Annotated in this window: 18 protein-coding genes and 2 tRNA genes; 2 read left to right on the forward strand and 18 right to left on the reverse strand. The window is 44.6% G+C overall.

The features are described 5' to 3' along the window. The 12 genes from ACRQQK_RS19145 to cysP all read right to left on the reverse strand — a co-directional run bounded on the left by ACRQQK_RS19145 (position 1) and on the right by cysP (position 11182). Positions 1-77, reverse strand: a tRNA-Arg gene (locus ACRQQK_RS19145). Between the two features lie 42 nt (positions 78-119). After that, positions 120-212: transfer RNA gene (locus ACRQQK_RS19150), tRNA-Ser, on the reverse strand. A 182-nt stretch (positions 213-394) separates the two neighbouring features. Then, complete coding sequence (gene csrA / locus ACRQQK_RS19155; protein ID WP_021712262.1) at positions 395-592, reverse strand: carbon storage regulator CsrA; 198 nt, start codon at positions 590-592, stop codon at positions 395-397. A 90-nt stretch (positions 593-682) separates the two neighbouring features. Beyond that, positions 683-1870, reverse strand: a complete 1188-nt coding sequence (locus ACRQQK_RS19160; RefSeq protein ID WP_457514066.1) for an aspartate kinase — start codon at positions 1868-1870, stop codon at positions 683-685. Between the two features lie 189 nt (positions 1871-2059). After that, positions 2060-4642, reverse strand: coding sequence for an alanine--tRNA ligase (alaS, locus tag ACRQQK_RS19165; protein WP_457514068.1), 2583 nt, complete (start codon positions 4640-4642; stop codon positions 2060-2062). Positions 4643-4819: 177 nt separating this feature from the next. Further along, entirely contained in the window at positions 4820-5287 is a 468-nt protein-coding gene (gene recX / locus ACRQQK_RS19170; RefSeq protein ID WP_457514070.1) for a recombination regulator RecX, read from the reverse strand. A 100-nt stretch (positions 5288-5387) separates the two neighbouring features. Continuing rightward, complete coding sequence (gene recA, locus ACRQQK_RS19175) at positions 5388-6437, reverse strand: recombinase RecA (RefSeq protein ID WP_457514072.1); 1050 nt, start codon at positions 6435-6437, stop codon at positions 5388-5390. Positions 6438-6594: 157 nt separating this feature from the next. Further along, entirely contained in the window at positions 6595-7077 is a 483-nt protein-coding gene (gene pncC / locus ACRQQK_RS19180) for a nicotinamide-nucleotide amidase (RefSeq protein WP_457514074.1), read from the reverse strand. 131 nt (positions 7078-7208) lie between these two features. Next, a complete protein-coding gene (locus ACRQQK_RS19185; RefSeq protein WP_457514076.1) occupies positions 7209-8339 on the reverse strand; it encodes a sulfate/molybdate ABC transporter ATP-binding protein in 1131 nt (376 codons plus the stop codon). Then, complete coding sequence (cysW, locus tag ACRQQK_RS19190) at positions 8336-9214, reverse strand: sulfate ABC transporter permease subunit CysW (RefSeq protein WP_457514078.1); 879 nt, start codon at positions 9212-9214, stop codon at positions 8336-8338. Before cysW ends, ACRQQK_RS19185 begins: the two co-directional genes overlap by 4 nt. Before the next feature lie 14 nt (positions 9215-9228). Then, positions 9229-10098 carry a sulfate/thiosulfate ABC transporter permease CysT gene (gene cysT / locus ACRQQK_RS19195; protein ID WP_457514079.1) on the reverse strand — a complete coding sequence of 290 codons (870 nt, stop codon included), beginning with the start codon at positions 10096-10098 and terminating at the stop codon, positions 9229-9231. Positions 10099-10180: 82 nt separating this feature from the next. Continuing rightward, positions 10181-11182: a thiosulfate ABC transporter substrate-binding protein CysP gene (gene cysP / locus ACRQQK_RS19200; protein WP_457514081.1), complete on the reverse strand. Its 1002-nt coding sequence runs from the start codon at positions 11180-11182 to the stop codon at positions 10181-10183. A gap of 213 nt (positions 11183-11395) precedes the next feature. Here cysP and cysM point away from each other — a divergent pair, with 213 nt between their 5' ends. Together cysM and mutS are read left to right on the forward strand one after the other, a co-directional pair. Further along, positions 11396-12286: a cysteine synthase CysM gene (cysM, locus tag ACRQQK_RS19205; RefSeq protein WP_457514083.1), complete on the forward strand. Its 891-nt coding sequence runs from the start codon at positions 11396-11398 to the stop codon at positions 12284-12286. 201 nt (positions 12287-12487) lie between these two features. Next, positions 12488-15073, forward strand: coding sequence for a DNA mismatch repair protein MutS (gene mutS / locus ACRQQK_RS19210; protein ID WP_457514085.1), 2586 nt, complete (start codon positions 12488-12490; stop codon positions 15071-15073). Positions 15074-15155: 82 nt separating this feature from the next. Here mutS and rpoS read toward each other — a convergent pair whose 3' ends face one another. The 6 genes from rpoS to ispF form a co-directional block, all read right to left on the reverse strand. Then, the gene (gene rpoS / locus ACRQQK_RS19215) at positions 15156-16151 is read right to left on the reverse strand and encodes an RNA polymerase sigma factor RpoS (RefSeq protein ID WP_457514086.1); all 996 of its coding nucleotides are present in this window, start codon (positions 16149-16151) and stop codon (positions 15156-15158) included. 70 nt (positions 16152-16221) lie between these two features. Continuing rightward, positions 16222-17145 carry a peptidoglycan DD-metalloendopeptidase family protein gene (locus ACRQQK_RS19220; RefSeq protein WP_457514088.1) on the reverse strand — a complete coding sequence of 308 codons (924 nt, stop codon included), beginning with the start codon at positions 17143-17145 and terminating at the stop codon, positions 16222-16224. Then, the gene (locus ACRQQK_RS19225) at positions 17145-17771 is read right to left on the reverse strand and encodes a protein-L-isoaspartate(D-aspartate) O-methyltransferase (RefSeq protein ID WP_457514090.1); all 627 of its coding nucleotides are present in this window, start codon (positions 17769-17771) and stop codon (positions 17145-17147) included. Before ACRQQK_RS19225 ends, ACRQQK_RS19220 begins: the two co-directional genes overlap by 1 nt. Next, positions 17764-18531 carry a 5'/3'-nucleotidase SurE gene (gene surE, locus ACRQQK_RS19230; RefSeq protein ID WP_457514092.1) on the reverse strand — a complete coding sequence of 256 codons (768 nt, stop codon included), beginning with the start codon at positions 18529-18531 and terminating at the stop codon, positions 17764-17766. Before surE ends, ACRQQK_RS19225 begins: the two co-directional genes overlap by 8 nt. Further along, positions 18521-19570 carry a tRNA pseudouridine(13) synthase TruD gene (gene truD, locus ACRQQK_RS19235; protein ID WP_457514094.1) on the reverse strand — a complete coding sequence of 350 codons (1050 nt, stop codon included), beginning with the start codon at positions 19568-19570 and terminating at the stop codon, positions 18521-18523. Before truD ends, surE begins: the two co-directional genes overlap by 11 nt. A 10-nt stretch (positions 19571-19580) precedes the next feature. Beyond that, a complete protein-coding gene (gene ispF / locus ACRQQK_RS19240; protein ID WP_457514096.1) occupies positions 19581-20057 on the reverse strand; it encodes a 2-C-methyl-D-erythritol 2,4-cyclodiphosphate synthase in 477 nt (158 codons plus the stop codon). Positions 20058-20059 lie beyond the last annotated feature (2 nt).

Genomic DNA, 20059 nt, shown 5'->3' on the forward strand with positions numbered 1-20059 from the left:
TGGCGCGTCCTGGAGGATTCGAACCTCCGACCGCCTGGTTCGTAGCCAGGTACTCTATCCAGCTGAGCTAAGGACGCACTTTGTTCTTTGTTTGGCTGCTAACCCAAACAAGGCAAGAATGGCGGTGAGGGAGGGATTCGAACCCTCGATGCGGCTACAAACCGCATACTCCCTTAGCAGGGGAGCGCCTTCGGCCTCTCGGCCACCTCACCGTCTTGCGGAGGCACATATTACGATTTACCAAAAATATGTCAAACATTTTCTTGGCAAAAATAGCAAAAACCAAGTCAATCGTTGCCTATTTAATCAAAGCGCTATGAAATTACACTTTTATTAAAAATAAGCATCTCTTAAAAACAAAAAAGGCTGGCGAATATGCCAGCTCTTTTGAAAATTAGTAGTTGCCAGTTGCAACGTTACCATTGCCCTTTTCAGCTTGAATGCGCATGTAAATTTCTTCACGGTGAACAGATACTTCTTTCGGCGCATTTACACCAATACGTACTTGGTTACCTTTTACGCCTAAAACAGTAACAGTGACTTCATCACCGATCATTAGAGTTTCGCCAACACGACGAGTCAAAATTAGCATTCTTTGCTCCTTGAGTAATCTCTGAATTATCTTGCAGTTACACTATTATCCAACAGAAGTTATATTTTGGTAAACTCTGTTGGCAGTTTATTAACCTAAAGATACTTGCCTAGGTTGAAAATCTAATAGTTCGTCAGAAGTTATAAAAGCCTCATGCAAAATATTAGCTGCTGAATTAACACTTTCTGGACTTAACATAAGCATGAATGATTGCGAAGTCGTTGAAACATAATGAATATTTATGTCGTGCTCAGTCAGTAATGCAAAAGAACGGTCAACGAAGCTCGGGGCTTGTAAACCTACTGTGGTCAATAAACTCACATGCTCACTATTACGGATTTTGTCACTGAACACCAGCTTCAACTTAGCACAAGCATCAAGTTTTATGACCACTCCTGCCCAATCTGTATCCTCGATCACACTCCACACCTCAATACCTAACATTTGGCAACGTTTCTGTAGGTTTGAAAGCGCTTCATGTTCAATGGTAATCAAAGCCATATCTCTTTGAATGGCGATACCACAGACAGGTTTGGTTCCCTGTTCCCCTTTAATCAAACTACCTTGATTAACATCAAAAGTAGACAATACACGAAGTGGAACCGCATTGTCCCATGCGTACTGAACACATGGTAAATGTAAAACTTTTGCACCCTTACGAGCCATTTCTTCCATAGATGGGAAATCTACAACATCTAATTTCTGAGCATTCGCTACTACTCTTGGATCGCAAGAGTAGACACCATCTACATCAGTAAAGATTTGGCATTCGTCAGCCTTGAGAGCTCCGGCAAGTGTCACAGCACTTGTATCTGAGCCACCGCGCCCTAACGTGGTGATGTCCCCATTCTCATTAACACCTTGAAAACCAGCGACTATCACTATTTGATCTTGTTCTAGTAGCTCGTTAATCGTTCGTGTATCAATGTACTTAATCGTCGCGTCATTGTGCAGATTATCTGTCACTATGTTCGCTTGAGCTCCGGTTAGTGAACGGGCAGCAAAACCTAATTTATTTAAAGTCATTGCTAACAGTGCCATAGACACTTGTTCACCAGCAGAGAGCAAAACATCAAGTTCTCTTGCAGTTGGTACGCTATCGATTTGCTGAGCTAACGCGACTAATCGATTCGTTTCACCCGCCATTGCAGATACAACTACAACAACTTGATTACCATCATTTTTCGCCTTTATGATGTGTTCAGCTACAGTATGGATTGTTTCAATTGAACCCATAGAAGTTCCGCCAAACTTTTGCACGATAAGGGACTTTTTCACCAGTATTCACCTTCCCAAGACCGAAGTCTCATACGCACCAACTCGTTTATCCAACCGATAAATTCGTTTAGTAATAACAAAAACAAAACCAAGCAGATAACTGAGCGGAAAACTCCACCCAATTAAACCACTTGGTCAATGGAATTAAACATACGTCAGTTTAAGGTGAAACCGACGTAGCTAATTAATTTATAAGCGTTCTTCTAGCCAAGGCTGAACAGTTTGCATAGCCGCCGGTAAAGCTGATACGTCAGTACCACCTGCCTGAGCCATATCAGGGCGACCGCCCCCCTTACCGCCAACTTGTTCTGCAACCATTTTAACTAAATCACCTGCTTTAACTTTGCCAGTCAGGTCGTTAGTTACACCAGCAATAAGGCCGACTTTGTCATCCGCCACATTGGCTAGTAGAACAACACCACTACCAAGTTGATTCTTAATATCGTCAACCATGGTTCTTAGATTCTTACTGTCTGCGCCTTCAAGACCTGCGATAAGAACTTTAGTGCCGTTGATCACTTGAGCTTTGCCCATGATGTTGGCACTTTCAGCCGCTGCCATTTTATCTTTCAGCTTCTGAATTTCTTTCTCTAACGCTTTCGCTTTGTTAGCCGCTTCAACAAGTTTCTCTTCATACTTGCGTGTTTGCGCATCAATAACGTCTAGTGCTGATTCACCAGTAACCGCTTCAATACGACGGATACCCGCTGCGATACCACCTTCAGAAGTGATCTTGAACAGACCAATATCACCTGTATTTGATGCATGAATACCACCACACAACTCAGTTGAGAATTCACCCATTGAAAGCACACGAACTTGATCATCGTATTTCTCACCGAACAGTGCCATTGCACCTTTCTTCTTCGCTGATTCGATGTCCATGATGTTCGTTTCAATCTCGTGGTTACGACGCACTTGTTCGTTAACCAAACGCTCCACTTCTTTCAGCTCTTGAGCAGTTACCGCTTCCAGATGAGAAAAGTCAAAACGCAGGCCTTCAGGTTTCACTAAAGAACCTTTCTGAGTTACGTGTTCACCCAATACTTGGCGTAGTGCTGCGTGTAACAGGTGAGTCGCTGAGTGGTTAAGAGACGTTGCTTGACGACGTTTAGCATCGACAACCGCCGTAACTTTATCGCCTTTAGCAAATACGCCTTCAACAAGCACACCGTGATGAGCAAAAGCATTGCCTAGTTTCTGAGTGTCTTCGACTTTGAACAAACCTGATTCAAGTTTTAGAACACCAGCATCACCACACTGACCACCCGATTCTGCATAGAAAGGTGTTTCATCTAGTACGACAATCGCTTTGTCACCCGCAGACAATGAATCAACGTCATTGCCTTCAACGAACATAGCAGTGATAGTGCCCTGACCTTCTGTCGCGCTATAACCACAGAACTCAGTGCTACCATCGACTTTGATTAGCGTGTTGTAATCAGTGCCGAATTGACCCGCTTCGCGAGCACGTTGGCGTTGCTCTTCCATTGCCGCTTCAAAGCCAGCTTCGTCGATTGTGAAATTACGTTCACGAGCAACGTCGTTAGTTAAGTCAGCAGGGAAACCGTATGTGTCATACAGTTTGAATACTGTTTCACCGTCAAGCTCATTGCCTTCTAGGTTATCCAGTGCTTCATTTAGAATAGCCATACCGCGGTCAAGTGTGCGGCTGAAGTTTTCTTCTTCAATACGAAGTACTTTCTCTACCACTGCTTGTTGCTTCTTAAGCTCTTCACCTGCCGTACCCATAACATCAGCCAGTACAGACACAAGTTTGTAGAAGAAAGAGCCTTGAGCACCCAGTTTGTTACCATGACGAACTGCACGACGAATGATACGGCGCAGTACATAGCCACGGCCTTCGTTAGAAGGCATAACGCCATCTACGATTAAGAATGCACATGAACGGATATGGTCAGCAACAACGCGCAATGACTGGTTAGAAAGATCGTCATGACCTGTCACTTCAGCGGCTGCTTTAATTAGTGTTTGGAATACATCGATTTCGTAGTTTGAGTGTACGTTTTGCATAATTGCAGAGATACGCTCAATACCCATACCCGTGTCCACGGATGGCTTAGGTAATGGTTCCATCGTGCCATCAGCATGACGGTTGAACTGCATAAATACGTTGTTCCAGATCTCGATGAATCGGTCACCATCTTCTTCTGGAGAGCCCGGAGGACCGCCCCAAATATGATCACCGTGATCGTAGAAAATTTCTGTACATGGACCACATGGACCAGTATCGCCCATCTGCCAGAAGTTATCTGATTCATACGCTTTACCGCCTAGCTTGTCGCCAATGCGAATAATGCGTTCTGCCGGAATACCAACTTGTTTGTTCCAGATATCGAATGCTTCGTCGTCAGTTTGGTAAACCGTTACTAGCAGGCGATCTTTTGGTAGTTGCAGAACTTCAGTCAGAAATTCCCATGCGAATTTGATGGCATCTTCTTTGAAGTAATCACCAAAGCTGAAGTTACCCAACATTTCAAAGAATGTGTGGTGACGCGCGGTGAAACCCACGTTCTCCAAGTCATTGTGTTTACCACCAGCACGAACACAGCGTTGAGCTGTTGTGGCGCGAGTGTATGCTCGTTTCTCTAAACCTAGGAAACAATCTTTAAACTGGTTCATCCCTGCGTTGGTGAACAGCAAGGTTGGATCGTTAGCAGGCACCAAAGACGAACTTTCGACGATTTGGTGGCCTTTACTTTCAAAGAATGAGAGGAACGCGCGGCGAACCTCATCCGTGCTCATGTACATGCAGCTCTTCCTGAAATACTCAAGTTAGAATTTTGCGCTATTGTAAAGCATGGATAAGAGTTCGCCTAGTTTTCTTAAAGAAAAGACGAACAAGAATTGAAATTTAGCGGAATGTCATGAAGTTAAATGACAAATAGAATTGAGACGAGTGACAGCAAGCGACGGAGCAATTGGTGCTCAGTTAGCGCCTTCTTCATCAGCACTCAAAGCATAGTTTATTTGGTCGAAGTTAAAGCCACGATACTGAAGGAATCTTACCCTCTTCGCGTACTCTTTTTTATCTTGAGTCATAACCTGTTTGAATTTCTTTTCTGCCGTTTGCTTCGCTAACTCAAACCAATCGACTTCTTCTTGTTCTATTGCACTACTAATCGCATCATTTTCAACGCGTTTTTGTTGCAGCTCCTGACGAATTCGTCTTTCTCCATGCCCTTTCGCAATATGTTGTCTAACTTGGCTTCGAGCAAAGCGTTGATCATCTAAATAACCTTGCTCTTTGCAATAATTGACAGCTTGTTGAACGTCCTCTTCTTCAAAACCTTTCAACAATAACTTTTGCCAAAGTTCGAACTCGCCGTGATCACGTCTTGTCAGCAGATACAAAGCACGCTCTTTGCAGCTCATTTTATTGGGGCTTGAATACATAACACCTCAAAGACCTCACCTAAATCTGAGTAATAAAAAGCCCCGCTAAACAGCAGGGCTCTGAATTCACGATCACAGTGGTGATGAAAACCAATAGAGATTAAAACTCTTCTTCTTCAACAGACGGTTGAGCTACATCAGCAGACTCAGCCTTTTCTAAACTAGGGTTTAGCAACATTTCACGAAGTTTAGCATCAATAGTTGCAGCCGCTTCTGGATTCTCACGTAGGTATTTACATGCGTTAGCTTTACCTTGGCCGATTTTGTCGCCGTTGTAGCTGTACCAAGCACCCGCTTTCTCAACCAGTTTGTGTTTAACACCTAGGTCAATCAACTCACCTTCACGGTTAAAACCTTGACCGTAAAGAATTTGCGTATCCGCTTGTTTAAATGGCGCAGCGATCTTGTTTTTAACCACTTTGATACGAGTTTCGTTACCAACAACTTCATCGCCTTCTTTGATAGAACCGGTACGACGAATATCTAGACGTACAGAAGCGTAGAATTTAAGAGCGTTACCACCCGTTGTTGTTTCAGGGTTACCAAACATCACACCAATCTTCATACGAATTTGGTTGATGAAGATACACATACAGTTTGACTGCTTCAGGTTACCCGTTAATTTGCGCATTGCTTGAGAAAGCATACGAGCTTGAAGTCCCATGTGGCTATCGCCCATTTCACCTTCAATTTCTGCTTTCGGCGTTAGTGCTGCAACTGAGTCGACAACCATAACATCTACCGCACCAGAACGAGCCAATGCGTCACAGATTTCAAGTGCTTGCTCACCAGTATCTGGCTGAGAAACCAATAGTTCATCAATATTAACGCCGAGTTTGCGAGCGTAGATTGGGTCTAGAGCATGCTCAGCATCAATAAAGGCACAAGTTTTACCTACACGTTGCGCTGCAGCAATCAGTTCAAGAGTCAGTGTTGTTTTACCTGAAGATTCTGGACCGTAGACTTCTACAATACGTCCCATTGGTAAACCACCAGCACCTAACGCGATATCCAAAGAAAGTGAACCCGTAGAGATGGTTTCTACATCCATAGTACGGTTGTCACCAAGGCGCATAATCGAACCTTTACCGAATTGCTTTTCAATTTGACCTAGGGCTGCGGCTAACGCCTTCTGTTTATTCTCGTCCATTACTTTCTCCAGACTGTCACTTGCGTGATGTTAGGGTTCATTGACCCTGGAAATTGGTTTGACTTAACTACGTCGAATGCTGCTCATTATACTGTTGATTCATACAGTGTCTACCCCTGTATGGAAAAAAGTTGTCACTTGCCGAAAAGTCAGAGACTTAAGACAAATGTTCTTTAATTGTTTCTAAAGCATGGATCACTGCTTGGGTACGAACAGCACTACGATCGCCAACAAAATGTTGAGTTTCAACCTTGAGCCATTCGGATTTATCTGCCCAAGCAAAGCACACTGTCCCTACTGGTTTTTCTTCACTTCCTCCAGTCGGGCCAGCAATACCGCTGATCGAGACACCGATAGTCGCGTTGGAATTTTTCAGAGCTCCCTGCACCATTTGAATCACAACGGGTTCAGATACCGCGCCAAATTTCGCGAGAGTTTGCCCTTCGACGCCAATCATTTCTTGTTTTGCTTCATTGCTATAGGTAACAAAAGCCCGATCAAACCATGCAGAACTTCCTGCAATTTCCGTGATCGCACTTGCGACGCCACCACCAGTACAAGACTCAGCCGTCACTAAAACCTGTTTGTGCTTAAGCAATAACTCGCCCAGATGTTGGCTTAATTGTTCTACGGAATTCATGAGAAAACACCTAACCTTTTATCAATCAGATAAAGCTAACTGATAGTCAACCAATTGCCAACCGTAGAAACAACAAGAGTGCCAAATGGCACTCTTGTTGTAAGGGTTTGTTAAAGCATATAAAACAAACATTAAATCTCGAACATTAAGTTGCCCGGAGCCAAGAACGGCCAGCGTATTACTTCCGGTGCTTGATGGGAATCATCAGCAAAGAAGTAACCGACTTGAGGCAAAGCGAAAACCTGATCGCCGCGCTTTAGAGACTGCTCATTCAGAGATCTGTGAGAAAGTTTCGCTTCCCAAAGTTCATCGGTTTGCCAGCCAATCGGTGATAACTCAACACGCACTTCAGCCCCAACGGGGTTGATAGACACCACTTCGCAAGGCAATGATGCTTGGCTGTTTTCTTTTGTCGATAGACTCAGCTCATGGCTGCGTATGTAGAGCTGACCGTTTTTCTGTGTTGCTTCATTAAATGGTGGCAAAACAAACGCTTCGCCATTCTTCCACTGTTCTTGCTGCCAGTTCGCTTTGAACTGGTTGACGTTACCAAAGAAATCAAACACAAAACGGCTATTAGGATGCGCATACAGTTCAACCGGTGAATCTACCTGCTCAATACAACCATTACTCATCACCACCACGCGATCAGATAGCTCTAACGCCTCATCCTGATCGTGCGTCACGAATACGCTGGTAAAACCCAGCTCATCGTGCAGACTGCGTAACCAGCGACGCAAGTCTTTACGTACTTTTGCGTCCAACGCACCGAATGGCTCATCAAGTAAAAGTACTTCTGGCTTGGTTGCTAGCGCTCGCGCAAGTGCAATACGCTGCTTTTGTCCGCCAGAAAGCTGCTCTGGGTAGCGACCAGCTAAATGCCCAAGCTGCACAATTTCTAACAGTTGCTTTACTCGCTTATTGATTTCAGCTTGAGAAGGACGTTGTGAACGTTCCATAACCTGCAAACCAAACGCAACGTTATCAGCCACCGTCATGTGACGGAACAGCGCATAGTTTTGGAAAACAAAGCCAACTCGGCGGTCACGTACGTGTACGTTAGTCACATCGCGATCGCGGAAATGGATGGAACCAGAATTAGCACTTTCCAAACCAGCAATAATACGCAGTAGCGTTGTTTTACCTGAACCAGAAGGTCCAAGTAAGCCAATCATTTCACCATCTTCAATATGCAAGGAGAGTGGCGAAAGTGCCTGAAATTTGCCGAAATGCTTCGAAATATTGTCTAAACGAATACTCATAACGTTCCTTGCTGCTCTTGTTCTATGACATGATTTCGTTCTTGGCGCCATTCAACAAAGGCTTTCAAAATCAAAGTTAATAACGCGATAAAGGCCAAAAGTGATGCACTCGCAAATGCCGCTTCCGATTGGTAATCCTCATAGAGAAGCTGAACATGCAAAGGCAAAGTGTTGGTTTCTCCACGGATGTTGCCTGACACTACCGCCACTGCGCCAAACTCACCGACGGCTCTAGCATTGGTTAGGATCACACCGTAAATCAATGCCCACTTAATGTTTGGCAGAGTGACTCGGCGAAACAGTTGCCACCATGAGGCTCCGAGAATAACCGCCGCTTCTTCATCGCTACGACCTTGTTGCTGCATCAGAGGAATCAATTCTCTGGCAACAAATGGACAGGTCACAAACACCGTCACAAGTACAATGCCCGGCCAAGCAAACATGATTTGTAGATCGCGTTCATATAGCCATTCACCGAGCCAACCGCTGCTGCCATAAAGCAGCAGATAAAGCAGGCCTGCAACAACAGGCGATACAGCAAATGGAATATCAATTAAGGTGGTAAGAAATTTACGCCCTGTAAATTCAAAACGAGTTACAGACCACGCTAACATCACACCGAACACTAAGTTAATCGGCACCGTCAGTAACGCCACCACTAAGGTTAAGCCGATTGCATGTAACGTATCTGGCTCACTAAGGTTAGTGATATAAGTTTCTAGGCCACTCACAAAAGCTTGTTGGAAAATGCTTAGCAGTGGAATCAACAGCAGCACTGCCACAAAAAATAACGCGAGAGAGATTAAACTCCATTTAACCCAAGGCTGTTCACCGACTCGCAAAGGTCTTTGATTTGCCGTTCTTTGATTAGACATAACGAATAGACTCCCTATCGACCATGAATTCGGCGTAAATACGCGCCTTGCCACAGGTTAATCACTAACAGAAGTGACAACGAGGTAAGAAGGACGACTGAAGCAATCGCACTCGCCGCTGGGAAATCAAATTCCTGTAAACGAACAAAGATCATCAGAGAAGTAATTTCACTGACATAAGGCATGTTGCCCGCAATAAATATCACCGCACCAAACTCACCTAAACTACGAGTGAATGACAAAGCAATACCCACCAGCAAAGCTGGCCATAGCGAAGGCATTATCACACGCAAAAATACTGCGCTGTCAGACGCGCCAAGCGTCATACCGGCTTCTTCTTCCTCACGGGAAATTTCTTCAAGTACTGGTTGTACGGTACGAACAACGAAAGGAATACTGGTAAACGCCATAGCGACAATAATGCCCAAAGGGGTATACGCTACTTTCAAACCTATGCTTTCCAGCACACTGCCTATCCAACCGTGGCTTGAATACAATGTTGCTAGGGTAATACCTGCAACCGCTGTAGGTAGCGCGAAAGGCAGGTCAACTAATGCATCAAGAATTCGTTTACCTGGAAAGGTGTAGCGAACCAGAACCCAAGCCAGTAACAGACCAAAAGCACCGTTAAACAGTGATGCGACGAATGCGGATATAACAGTCACTTTGTAACTTGCTACCACGCGAGGGTCCGCGATCACCTGCCAATATTCACTAAAAGACATTCCCTTGGTTTGCATTACCAGACCTGTTGCTGGGAGCAACAAAATCAAGCTAACAAACAACAATGAGATACCTAAGCTAATTGCAAATCCCGGTAAAACACGGGTTTTCTTAGGTACTACATGATGTTTCGGGCGAGATGTCACAACAGATCCGCTCATAAACTCTCAACCTAACTTATCAAACAGGAAGATAACCGTCTCTTAGCCCTGATTTAGCAGAGGAAGAGACGGCCTTTATCGATTAACGACGTTGTAATTGGTCTAACTTAGCGCCATTAGCGAATTGGGTTTTCATTGCTTGGTCCCAACCACCGATGATCTGCTCAACAGTCAGTAGTTCTACCGCTGGGAAACGGTCAGCAAATTCTGCTTTCACTGTTTCATTGTGCACACGGTAATTAAAGCTAGCTAACATACGTTGTGCATCTTCACTGTATAGGTATGAAAGATACTCAGTTGCCACGTCTGTTGTGCCGTTACGTTTTGCATTACGCTCAACAACGGCTACAGGGAACTCTGCAAGAATTGACGTTTTCGGTACTACAACTTCGTAGTTATCTTCACCGTACTGTTTGCGGATGTTGTTTACTTCTGATTCGAACGTGATAAGAACGTCGCCTAATTGACGCTCAACGAAAGAAGTTGTCGCACCACGACCGCCTGTATCAAATACCGCAACGTTTGCTAGGAATTGTTTCAGGAATTCATCTTGTTTCGCTTCGTTATCTTTACCAAACGCTTTCTGAGCGTAGCCTAGAGCCGCTAGATATGTGTAACGCGCATTACCTGAAGTTTTTGGGTTAGGGAAAACAGATGACACATCTTCACGAGCTAGATCGCCCCAATCCTGTACATTTTTAGGGTTACCTTTACGCACCAAGAACGCCGTTGTTGAGTAATAAGGTGAACTTGCGTTTGGTAGCAACTCTTGCCAGTTGGCAGGAATCAATTTGCCTTTGTCATGGAGTACTTGTACGTCTGTAACTTGGTTAAAAGTCACCACATCCGCAGACAGACCTTGCAGAATAGAACGAGCTTGCGCAGATGAACCGCCGTGAGATTGCTTAATCTCAATCGTTTTGCCTGTTTTTTCTTTCCAGTGCTCTGCAAACAACGGGTTATATGAAGCAAACAACTCACGAGCAATATCGTAAGAAGAGTTCAAAATAGTTTGATCTGCTGCTGAGGCGTTGAATGATCCCGCAATTAACAAAGCTGCGAGTGCTGACTTCATCTTTTTCATTATGTTCATACTCCAAAATCATCTTGCCAATATGGCTTCCTTTTAAACTAGAGTATGTGCATAAAACGATTATAACAAAGGTTATAAATAGAACCTTTTGGAATAATATCAAACAATAAATTGTATGCTCATCGCTAATAGAGACTTGTGTTGGAGTGAAGAAGAATTAGACAATAGCAGCACTTAAAAGACTAACAATAAAGGGCTGATAACGTGTCTGACTTTCCAACCATTGAAGCTTATGTAGGCCAAACGCCTCTGGTGAAACTACAGCGTCTTGCGGCGGGTAGCCAAAGTACCGTGCTCGTGAAACTGGAAGGAAATAACCCTGCTGGTTCAGTTAAAGATCGCCCTGCACTGAATATGATTATCCAAGCCGAAGCTCGCGGCACTATTCAACCTGGTGACACCATTATTGAAGCGACGAGCGGTAACACAGGTATCGCTCTGGCGATGGCGGCGGCAATCAAAGGCTATAAAATGATTCTTATCATGCCGGATAACTCTACTCAGGAGCGCAAAGATTCGATGCGTGCTTATGGCGCAGAGTTGATTCTGGTAAGTAAAGAGCAAGGAATGGAAGGCGCGCGAGACCTAGCATTACAAATGCAAAGTGAAGGCAAGGGTAAGGTTCTCGATCAGTTCAACAACCCAGATAATCCTGATGCACACTTTCACTCTACGGGTCCAGAAATCTGGCAACAAAGCCAAGGCAAGATCACTCACTTTGTTTCGAGCATGGGTACAACGGGAACTATCATGGGTGTATCTCGCTACCTAAAAAGCCAGAATCCTGAAATTAATATTGTTGGTCTGCAACCTTCAGAAGGTAGTGCCATTCCAGGTATTCGTCGCTGGCCGCAAGAGTATTTACCGGGCATCTTCAATGCCGCCGACGTTGACCAAGTGATAGATATTAATCAGCAAGATGCTGAAAACACGGCCAGAGCATTGGCTCGTGAAGAAGGTATCTGTGCAGGCGTAAGCTCCGGTGGTGCAGTATTCGCAGCGATAGAAATTGCCAAACAAAATCCGGGATCAGTGGTGGTTGCGATAATCTGTGATCGCGGCGATCGTTACCTATCTTCAGGCCTTTTCTCTTAGCACCTCTTCCTTTCGAAGCTTTTGTCTCGTATTCATCCCCTTATCATTCGCGATGTAAGGGGATAATTGCTCTGTCGTTGTTTGATTTGTTATCATCACTCACCGTTTTCAAGTGACCTTACGCGTGACTTAGCTCATGACTATTTATCTGATAGTTAGAGCAAAAGGACTGCCAACGATACCAACAAGTGATGTAACGCCATGAATCAATCGAGCGAGTCTCTTTCGCACCACACTCCAATGATGCAGCAGTACCTGAAACTCAAGGCTGAAAACCCTGAGATATTACTGTTCTATCGTATGGGGGATTTTTATGAGCTTTTCTACGATGACGCTAAACGCGCGTCGCAACTGTTGGATATCTCTCTGACCAAACGAGGCGCATCTGCCGGTGAGCCTATTCCTATGGCGGGCGTTCCATTCCACGCGGTAGAAGGTTACTTAGCGAAATTAGTTCAATTGGGTGAGTCTGTCGCAATCTGCGAACAGATTGGCGATCCTGCCACCAGCAAAGGTCCTGTTGAACGTAAAGTCGTCCGTATTGTTACTCCGGGTACGGTCACGGACGAAGCACTGCTATCTGAACGCCTTGATAACCTTGTTGCAGCGATTTATCACCACGATGGCAAATTTGGTTACGCCACTTTGGATATTACTTCTGGTCGTTTCCAACTGAGTGAACCTGAAACCGAAGAAGCAATGGCCGCAGAATTACAAAGAACCGCACCACGTGAACTGCTTTTCCCTGAAGATTTCACACCAGTTCAGCTTATGGCGAGCCGTAAAGCTAACCGCCGCCGTCCTATTTGGGAATTTGAACTTGAGACCGCTAAGCAGCAACTTAACCAACAATTTGGCACTCGTGATCTGGTTGGCTTTGGGGTTGAAAATGCAAAATTGGGATTGTGTGCTGCGGGTTGTTTGATCCAATACGTCAAAGATACTCAGCGCACTGCGCTACCGCATATCCGCTCATTAACCTTTGATCGTCAGGATCAATCTGTCATTTTAGATGCAGCCACACGCCGCAATTTAGAATTAACACAAAACCTTGCGGGCGGAAATGATAACACCCTATCTGAAGTGCTTGACCATTGTGCTACCCCTATGGGCAGTCGTATGCTTAAACGTTGGATCCATCAGCCAATGCGCAGTCTGGAAACGCTCAACCAACGTTTAGATGCTATCGGTGAAATCAAACAATTAGGACTGTTTGCTGATCTTCACCCTGTATTAAAACAAATCGGCGACATTGAACGAATTTTAGCGCGTCTAGCTCTACGTTCTGCCCGACCAAGAGATTTGGCCCGCCTGCGTAATGCCATGCAGCAGCTTCCAGAACTTAGCGATACATTGACAGAGCTGTCACATCCTTATTTGGCTAAGTTACGTGATTACACCCAACCGATGGATGAACTGTGTGACTTGCTAGAACGAGCTATCAAGGAAAACCCACCTGTGGTCATTCGTGATGGCGGTGTGATTGCAGAAGGCTACAACTCAGAGCTCGACGAATGGCGAGATCTCGCCACTGGCGCAACCGAATATCTGGAAAAAATGGAAGCGGATGAGCGAGATCGTCATGGTATCGACACACTTAAAGTCGGTTACAACGCCGTTCACGGCTTCTTTATTCAGGTAAGCCGAGGACAAAGCCACCTTGTTCCACCGCATTATGTTCGTCGCCAAACCTTAAAGAATGCAGAGCGCTACATCATCCCTGAGCTGAAAGAACACGAAGATAAGGTGCTAAATTCAAAATCGAAAGCACTGGCTTTGGAAAAGCAGCTTTGGGATCAACTGTTCGATTTATTACTGCCTCATCTTGAGCAAATGCAGAACCTTGCATCCGCTTTATCACAGCTGGATGTTTTGCAAAACTTAGCAGAGCGCGCAGAAAGTTTAGATTACTGCCGCCCAACCATTACCGAAGATCCTGGAATTCATATTCAGTCAGGTCGCCATCCCGTGGTTGAGCAAGTCATGAATGACCCGTTTATTGCTAACCCAATAGAACTGCACGCTCAGCGCAAAATGTTGATCATTACTGGTCCCAATATGGGCGGTAAATCTACCTACATGCGTCAAACAGCGTTGATTGCCCTACTTGCACATATTGGTTGTTATGTTCCTGCGGAATCGGCACAAATCGGTTTGTTAGACAGAATCTTCACCCGTATCGGCGCTTCAGATGATCTTGCCTCTGGACGTTCAACCTTCATGGTTGAAATGACAGAGACGGCTAACATCCTGCATAACGCAACAGAGAAAAGTTTAGTCTTGATGGATGAAATAGGTAGAGGAACCAGCACTTATGATGGCCTATCGCTGGCTTGGGCGAGTGCTGAGTGGCTGGCAAAACAGATCGGTGCTTTAACCCTGTTTGCTACTCACTATTTTGAGCTCACTGAGCTACCAAATGTATTGCCAACCTTGGCAAACGTTCACTTAGATGCGGTTGAGCATGGTGATAGCATTGCCTTTATGCACGCGGTACAAGAAGGTGCTGCCAGTAAATCTTATGGCTTGGCCGTTGCAGGTCTGGCTGGAGTACCAAAATCAGTGATCAAAAATGCGCGCAGCAAGCTGACTCAACTTGAGCAACACAGTTTGCAGCAAAATGGGCAACTTTCTTCAGTATCAAGTTCTAGAGTCGATATCGCCAACCAACTAAGTTTGATCCCTGAGCCAAGTGAAGTTGAGAATGCATTAGCTGAGATTGATCCTGACGATTTAACCCCACGCCAAGCGTTAGAAGAGTTGTACCGTCTGAAAAAATTGCTGTAACTATTTGGCATGGATTCAATAAGAAAAGGCACTCATTGAGTGCCTTTTTACTAAATAAAATTTGAACTTAAGAGTGAGGGTATTAAGCTTCCACTTCCACGTTGAACAAAGATTCCATGTTCAAACCTTGTTTCATCAGGATCTCTCTCAAACGGCGTAGCCCTTCAACCTGAATCTGACGAACACGTTCACGAGTGAGATTAATTTCACGTCCAACTTCTTCCAAAGTTGATGGCTCATAGCCTAACAAACCAAAACGTCGTGCTAACACTTCTTTTTGTTTAGGATTTAGCTCTTCAAGCCATGCAATCAATGAATCACGGATATCATCATCTTGAGTCGAAACTTCAGGATCAGAGTTGTTTATGTCAGGAATAATATCGAGTAGCGCTTTATCCCCATCACCACCAATAGGTGTATCCACTGAGCTGATACGTTCATTTAAACGCAGCATCTTGCTGACATCATCAACCGGTTTATCCAGTTCAGAAGCGATCTCTTCCGCAGTTGGCTCATGGTCGAGTTTTTGCGAAAGTTCACGTGCGGTACGTAGATAGATATTGAGCTCTTTAACTACGTGTATTGGTAGACGAATCGTACGAGTTTGATTCATCAGCGCACGTTCAATCGTTTGACGGATCCACCAAGTGGCGTAGGTTGAAAAGCGGAATCCACGTTCTGGATCGAATTTTTCAACCGCGCGGATCAAGCCCAAGTTACCTTCTTCAATAAGATCCAGTAAAGCGAGACCACGATTGCTATAACGACGGGATATTTTCACCACCAGACGCAGGTTGCTCTCTATCATGCGTCGTCTTGCAGCTTCGTCTCCACGAAGTGCTCGGCGAGCATAAAGAACTTCTTCTTCGGCGGTTAAAAGAGGTGAGAAACCAATCTCGCTGAGATACATTTGCGTTGCATCTAAGCTTTTGGTGGAAGCATCGAACTCTTCACGGACTTCTTCCGTTTGGTCAATGTCATCGTCTTCGGTAGTAATCTTAGCGTCGACTTCAACAGCCTCTGTTGAATCAATATCTAAGTCAAGCTCTTCCTTGGTTACTGTATTGCTGATACTCATAGCGCCTCCCCCGGCGAGCTAGCAAGACATTACTGCTCAATATGTCACTACATAACTCTCACAAGTATGTTTAAGGTAAATACCGTTTTGGATTAACAGACTTACCTTGATAACGAATTTCAAAGTGTAGACGAACACCGCTCGTACCAGAGCTGCCCATTGTTGCTATTTTTTGGCCAGCTTTAACACTTTGTCCTTCTTTAACCAACAGGCGGTCATTATGGGCATAAGCACTTAAATAATGCTCATTATGCTTTACGATGATTAAGTTACCGTAACCTCGCAATGCATTACCCGAATAGACCACCGTTCCAGCAGCAGTAGAAGTAATGGCTTGACCTCGCTGTCCTGCAATGTCGATGCCTTTATTTCCTTGATCTCCTGCTGAAAAGTTTTTAACAACTCTCCCTTTTGTTGGCCATAACCACTTATCGACTTTATTGTTTTGTGGTTTGGGTTTACTTATAGTTTTGTTAACATTTTGTTGAGTATTAGAACCAACATACTCTTTTGTTTTCGATTGATCAATCGTCTTATTTGGATCTTTTTTGACCGAATTCGTCGATTTGTTAGCTTGGGCAGTATTAGTATTTTTGCTCGATTTTGGAGGAGAAACCGACGTTGATGTGGTTGTAGCGACCGCTGGAATACTAGATGTAGTAGCAACGACTGCACCAGCCCCAGTGCCACCATAGGCAGGCGCAGTATATGCAGGACGCCAAAGCCTTAACTTTTGACCAGGGTGGATTGTGTAAGGCGGTGTAAGTTTGTTGTAACTGATGATGTCTTTTACATCTTTATCTGTGACATAAGCTATAAAATACAGCGTATCGCCACGGTTCACTTCATAGTAACTACCGCGATAACTGCCTCGTGCAATTTCTCGGTAATCTTTTTTCAGCCCAGAGACTGGCGCAGGAGAGCTTGCTGTACATCCTAGTAATAGGCCACACAGTCCACACGTCAACAATGTCTTAAGCTGAAAACGCTTCATTACGCTAAGTCACCAGCAACTAAAGGTACAAACCGTACCGTTTCTATTAGCTGAGAGATAAATTCATCACCTTTACGAATAATCTTGTAGAGCTGCTGCTCATCTTCACCGACCGGAATAACTAAACGTCCTCCGTCAGCAAGTTGATCCAACAAAGCTTGTGGCACTTTCTCCGCCGCAGCCGTTACTATAATGGCATCAAAAGGAGCTTTTGTTGCCCAGCCCTGCCACCCGTCGCCATGTTTAGTCGAAACGTTATAAATATCTAGCTGCTTTAGACGACGTTTCGCTTCCCATTGCAAAGATTTAATCCGTTCAACAGAAAACACATGCTCAACTAAGTGAGACAAGATCGCGGTCTGATAACCAGAGCCTGTTCCCACTTCCAATACTCGGCTCTGTCTCTGCAACGCCAACATTTGAGTCATTTTTGCAACAATATACGGCTGAGAGATGGTTTGCCCTTGACCAATCGGCAGAGCATTATTGTCATAAGCTTGATGAACCATCGCCTGAGAAACGAAATACTCACGAGGCAATTGATGTATTACCTGCAAAACTTGCTGATCAGTAATACCATTTGCTAATAAAAACTGAATTAATTTATCGGCTTTTGGATTAGCCATCAGTTCTGTCCTTTAACCAATGATCCATACTACCTAAAGACTCATGGGCAGTAAGATCTACCTGCATTGGAGTCAGTGAAACAAACCTATGCTCAATGGCATAGAAGTCAGTCCCTTCACCGGCGTCTTGCTCTTTACCCGGAGGACCTAACCAATAAATATCATGACCACGAGGATCTTTCTGCTTAATCATGCTTTCTGCGTGATGACGAGCACCTAAACGCGTCACTTGTGTACCAGCAAGCTCTTCAAATGGGACATCTGGAACATTAACGTTCAATAAACGATTGGTTGGAATAGGTCGACGCAGATGTTGCTCTACCAATTGGCGAGCAATTTTTCCTGCTGTAGAAAAGTGTTGGTTTCCAACTAATGAAAAAGCAATCGACTGAACACCTAGGAAGTGACCTTCCATTGCAGCGGCAACAGTACCAGAATAAAGAACGTCATCGCCAAGATTCGCGCCATGATTGATCCCAGTTAACACCAGATCCGGCATTGAATCTTTGAGCAGTTCATTCAAAGCAAAATGGACGCAGTCCGTTGGCGTACCTTGAACTGAGTATGTATTCTGCGCCACTTTAGAAACACGCAGTGGCTGTTCTAATGTCAGAGAGTTCGAGGCTCCAGAGCGGTTTCTGTCTGGCGCAACAATAATAACTTCTGCCAGATCCGAGATGGCAGCCGCTAGAGCATGAATACCATCGGCAAACACGCCGTCATCATTGCTTAATAGTATTTTTAGTTTCTTATTGCTCATACACACGCTCTACAGGAATTTCTTCTATGAGTTCTCTCACTATCGAAGTCGCAAAACTGCCCGCATCAAGAGCGAATTTTAACGTAATAGAATCACCATCCACTTGCCAACTCAAATCTTGAGCTTTCAACGCTATTGCTCTGCGATCATGACGCATGCGATTACCGCGAATCAGCTTCATTAAGTCTTCTTCAGCATCGATAAAATGCTGTTCAATTTTTTGTGCTTCAGCTTGTGTCGGTAGTGCGTTATCACCAGCCAAAGCCGCAGAAATCTGTGCTTTATCTTGCTCAAGCTGTTGGTTGAATTCAGCAACCTTGTCTGCACTCACCAACGTTTGCTCACCGTTCACCAAAGCGATATCACCGTCGATGAAACGATAGAAACAGTTTTGCTCAATACGCGAAGAAACAATGCGGTTGAATATCCATGAGCGAGCAGTGGAAAGATAAAGACTACGCTGATTCTGATTGCGAGTACGGACATTTTCACGTCCCCAGCGACGAGATTCTTCTAAGTTGTTCCCATCTTTGCCAAAACGCTGATTACCGAAGTAATTAGGCACACCTTGTTTTGCCACCACTTCTAAACGATTAACCACTTCTTCAACATCGGTGACTTCTGACATAGTGACTTCGAAGTAGTTACCCGCTAAGTCACCCGGACGTAACTTTTTGTTGTGGCGAGTCATCGTTAACACTTCAATGCTCGGATGCTGCGATTGAAACAGCGCAAGATTCGGAAAACCCGCGCTAGGTAAATGAACACTTAACCATTGTTCTGTCACCGCATGGCGGTCTTTCAAGCCTGCCCAGCTAACATCTTTTGACTTTACGCCACACGCTTTCGCCAGTTCATTGGCAACAAAACTGGTATTTTCACCCGTCTTACGAATAGAAACCATAAGGTGCTCACCGCTACCCGTAAACTCATACCCCAGATTTTCAACCACTTTAAAATCTTCTGGTTTAGCTTTTATTTTGCCTTTCGCTGTAGGTTTACCGCACAGGTAAGCGAGTGAAGATAAAATATCTGTCATTTTCGACTCTTTATGCTTTCATCAGTAGTACAACGGCTTCACACGCAATGCCTTCTTTACGGCCAGTGAAACCTAAACGTTCAGAAGTCGTTGCTTTGACATTTATATTACCAATGTCTGTTTCTAGATCCTGAGAAATTGCCGCACACATCGCTTCTATATGAGGAGCCATTTTAGGTGCCTGAGCAATAATGGTGACGTCCGCGTTTCCTAGGCGATAGCCCGACTCTTTTACTCGACGATAAACATCTTTCAACAGTTCACGGCTATCTGCTCCTTTCCATTTATCATCAGTATCCGGAAAGTGCTTACCAATATCACCCGCAGCAATAGCCCCGAGTAGTGCATCACTTAATGCATGCAAAGCAACATCACCATCAGAATGCGCAATTAAACCTTGTTCATAAGGAACGGCAACTCCGCCAATAATGACAGGGCCTTCACCACCAAATTTATGCACATCAAAACCATGGCCAATTCGTATCATGC

The sequence above is a fragment of the Vibrio sp. C8 genome (genome assembly GCF_054051265.1).

Coding starts and splice junctions, on each gene's coding strand:
- csrA (WP_021712262.1), bottom strand. CDS start 592: ATGCTAATTTTGACTCGTCGTGTTGGCGAAACTCTAATGATCGGTGAT.
- alaS (WP_457514068.1), bottom strand. CDS start 4,642: ATGTACATGAGCACGGATGAGGTTCGCCGCGCGTTCCTCTCATTCTTT.
- recX (WP_457514070.1), bottom strand. CDS start 5,287: ATGTATTCAAGCCCCAATAAAATGAGCTGCAAAGAGCGTGCTTTGTAT.
- recA (WP_457514072.1), bottom strand. CDS start 6,437: ATGGACGAGAATAAACAGAAGGCGTTAGCCGCAGCCCTAGGTCAAATT.
- pncC (WP_457514074.1), bottom strand. CDS start 7,077: ATGAATTCCGTAGAACAATTAAGCCAACATCTGGGCGAGTTATTGCTT.
- ACRQQK_RS19185 (WP_457514076.1), bottom strand. CDS start 8,339: ATGAGTATTCGTTTAGACAATATTTCGAAGCATTTCGGCAAATTTCAG.
- cysW (WP_457514078.1), bottom strand. CDS start 9,214: ATGTCTAATCAAAGAACGGCAAATCAAAGACCTTTGCGAGTCGGTGAA.
- cysT (WP_457514079.1), bottom strand. CDS start 10,098: ATGAGCGGATCTGTTGTGACATCTCGCCCGAAACATCATGTAGTACCT.
- cysP (WP_457514081.1), bottom strand. CDS start 11,182: ATGAAAAAGATGAAGTCAGCACTCGCAGCTTTGTTAATTGCGGGATCA.
- mutS (WP_457514085.1), top strand. CDS start 12,488: ATGAATCAATCGAGCGAGTCTCTTTCGCACCACACTCCAATGATGCAG.
- rpoS (WP_457514086.1), bottom strand. CDS start 16,151: ATGAGTATCAGCAATACAGTAACCAAGGAAGAGCTTGACTTAGATATT.
- ACRQQK_RS19220 (WP_457514088.1), bottom strand. CDS start 17,145: ATGAAGCGTTTTCAGCTTAAGACATTGTTGACGTGTGGACTGTGTGGC.
- ACRQQK_RS19225 (WP_457514090.1), bottom strand. CDS start 17,771: ATGGCTAATCCAAAAGCCGATAAATTAATTCAGTTTTTATTAGCAAAT.
- surE (WP_457514092.1), bottom strand. CDS start 18,531: ATGAGCAATAAGAAACTAAAAATACTATTAAGCAATGATGACGGCGTG.
- truD (WP_457514094.1), bottom strand. CDS start 19,570: ATGACAGATATTTTATCTTCACTCGCTTACCTGTGCGGTAAACCTACA.
- ispF (WP_457514096.1), bottom strand. CDS start 20,057: ATGATACGAATTGGCCATGGTTTTGATGTGCATAAATTTGGTGGTGAA.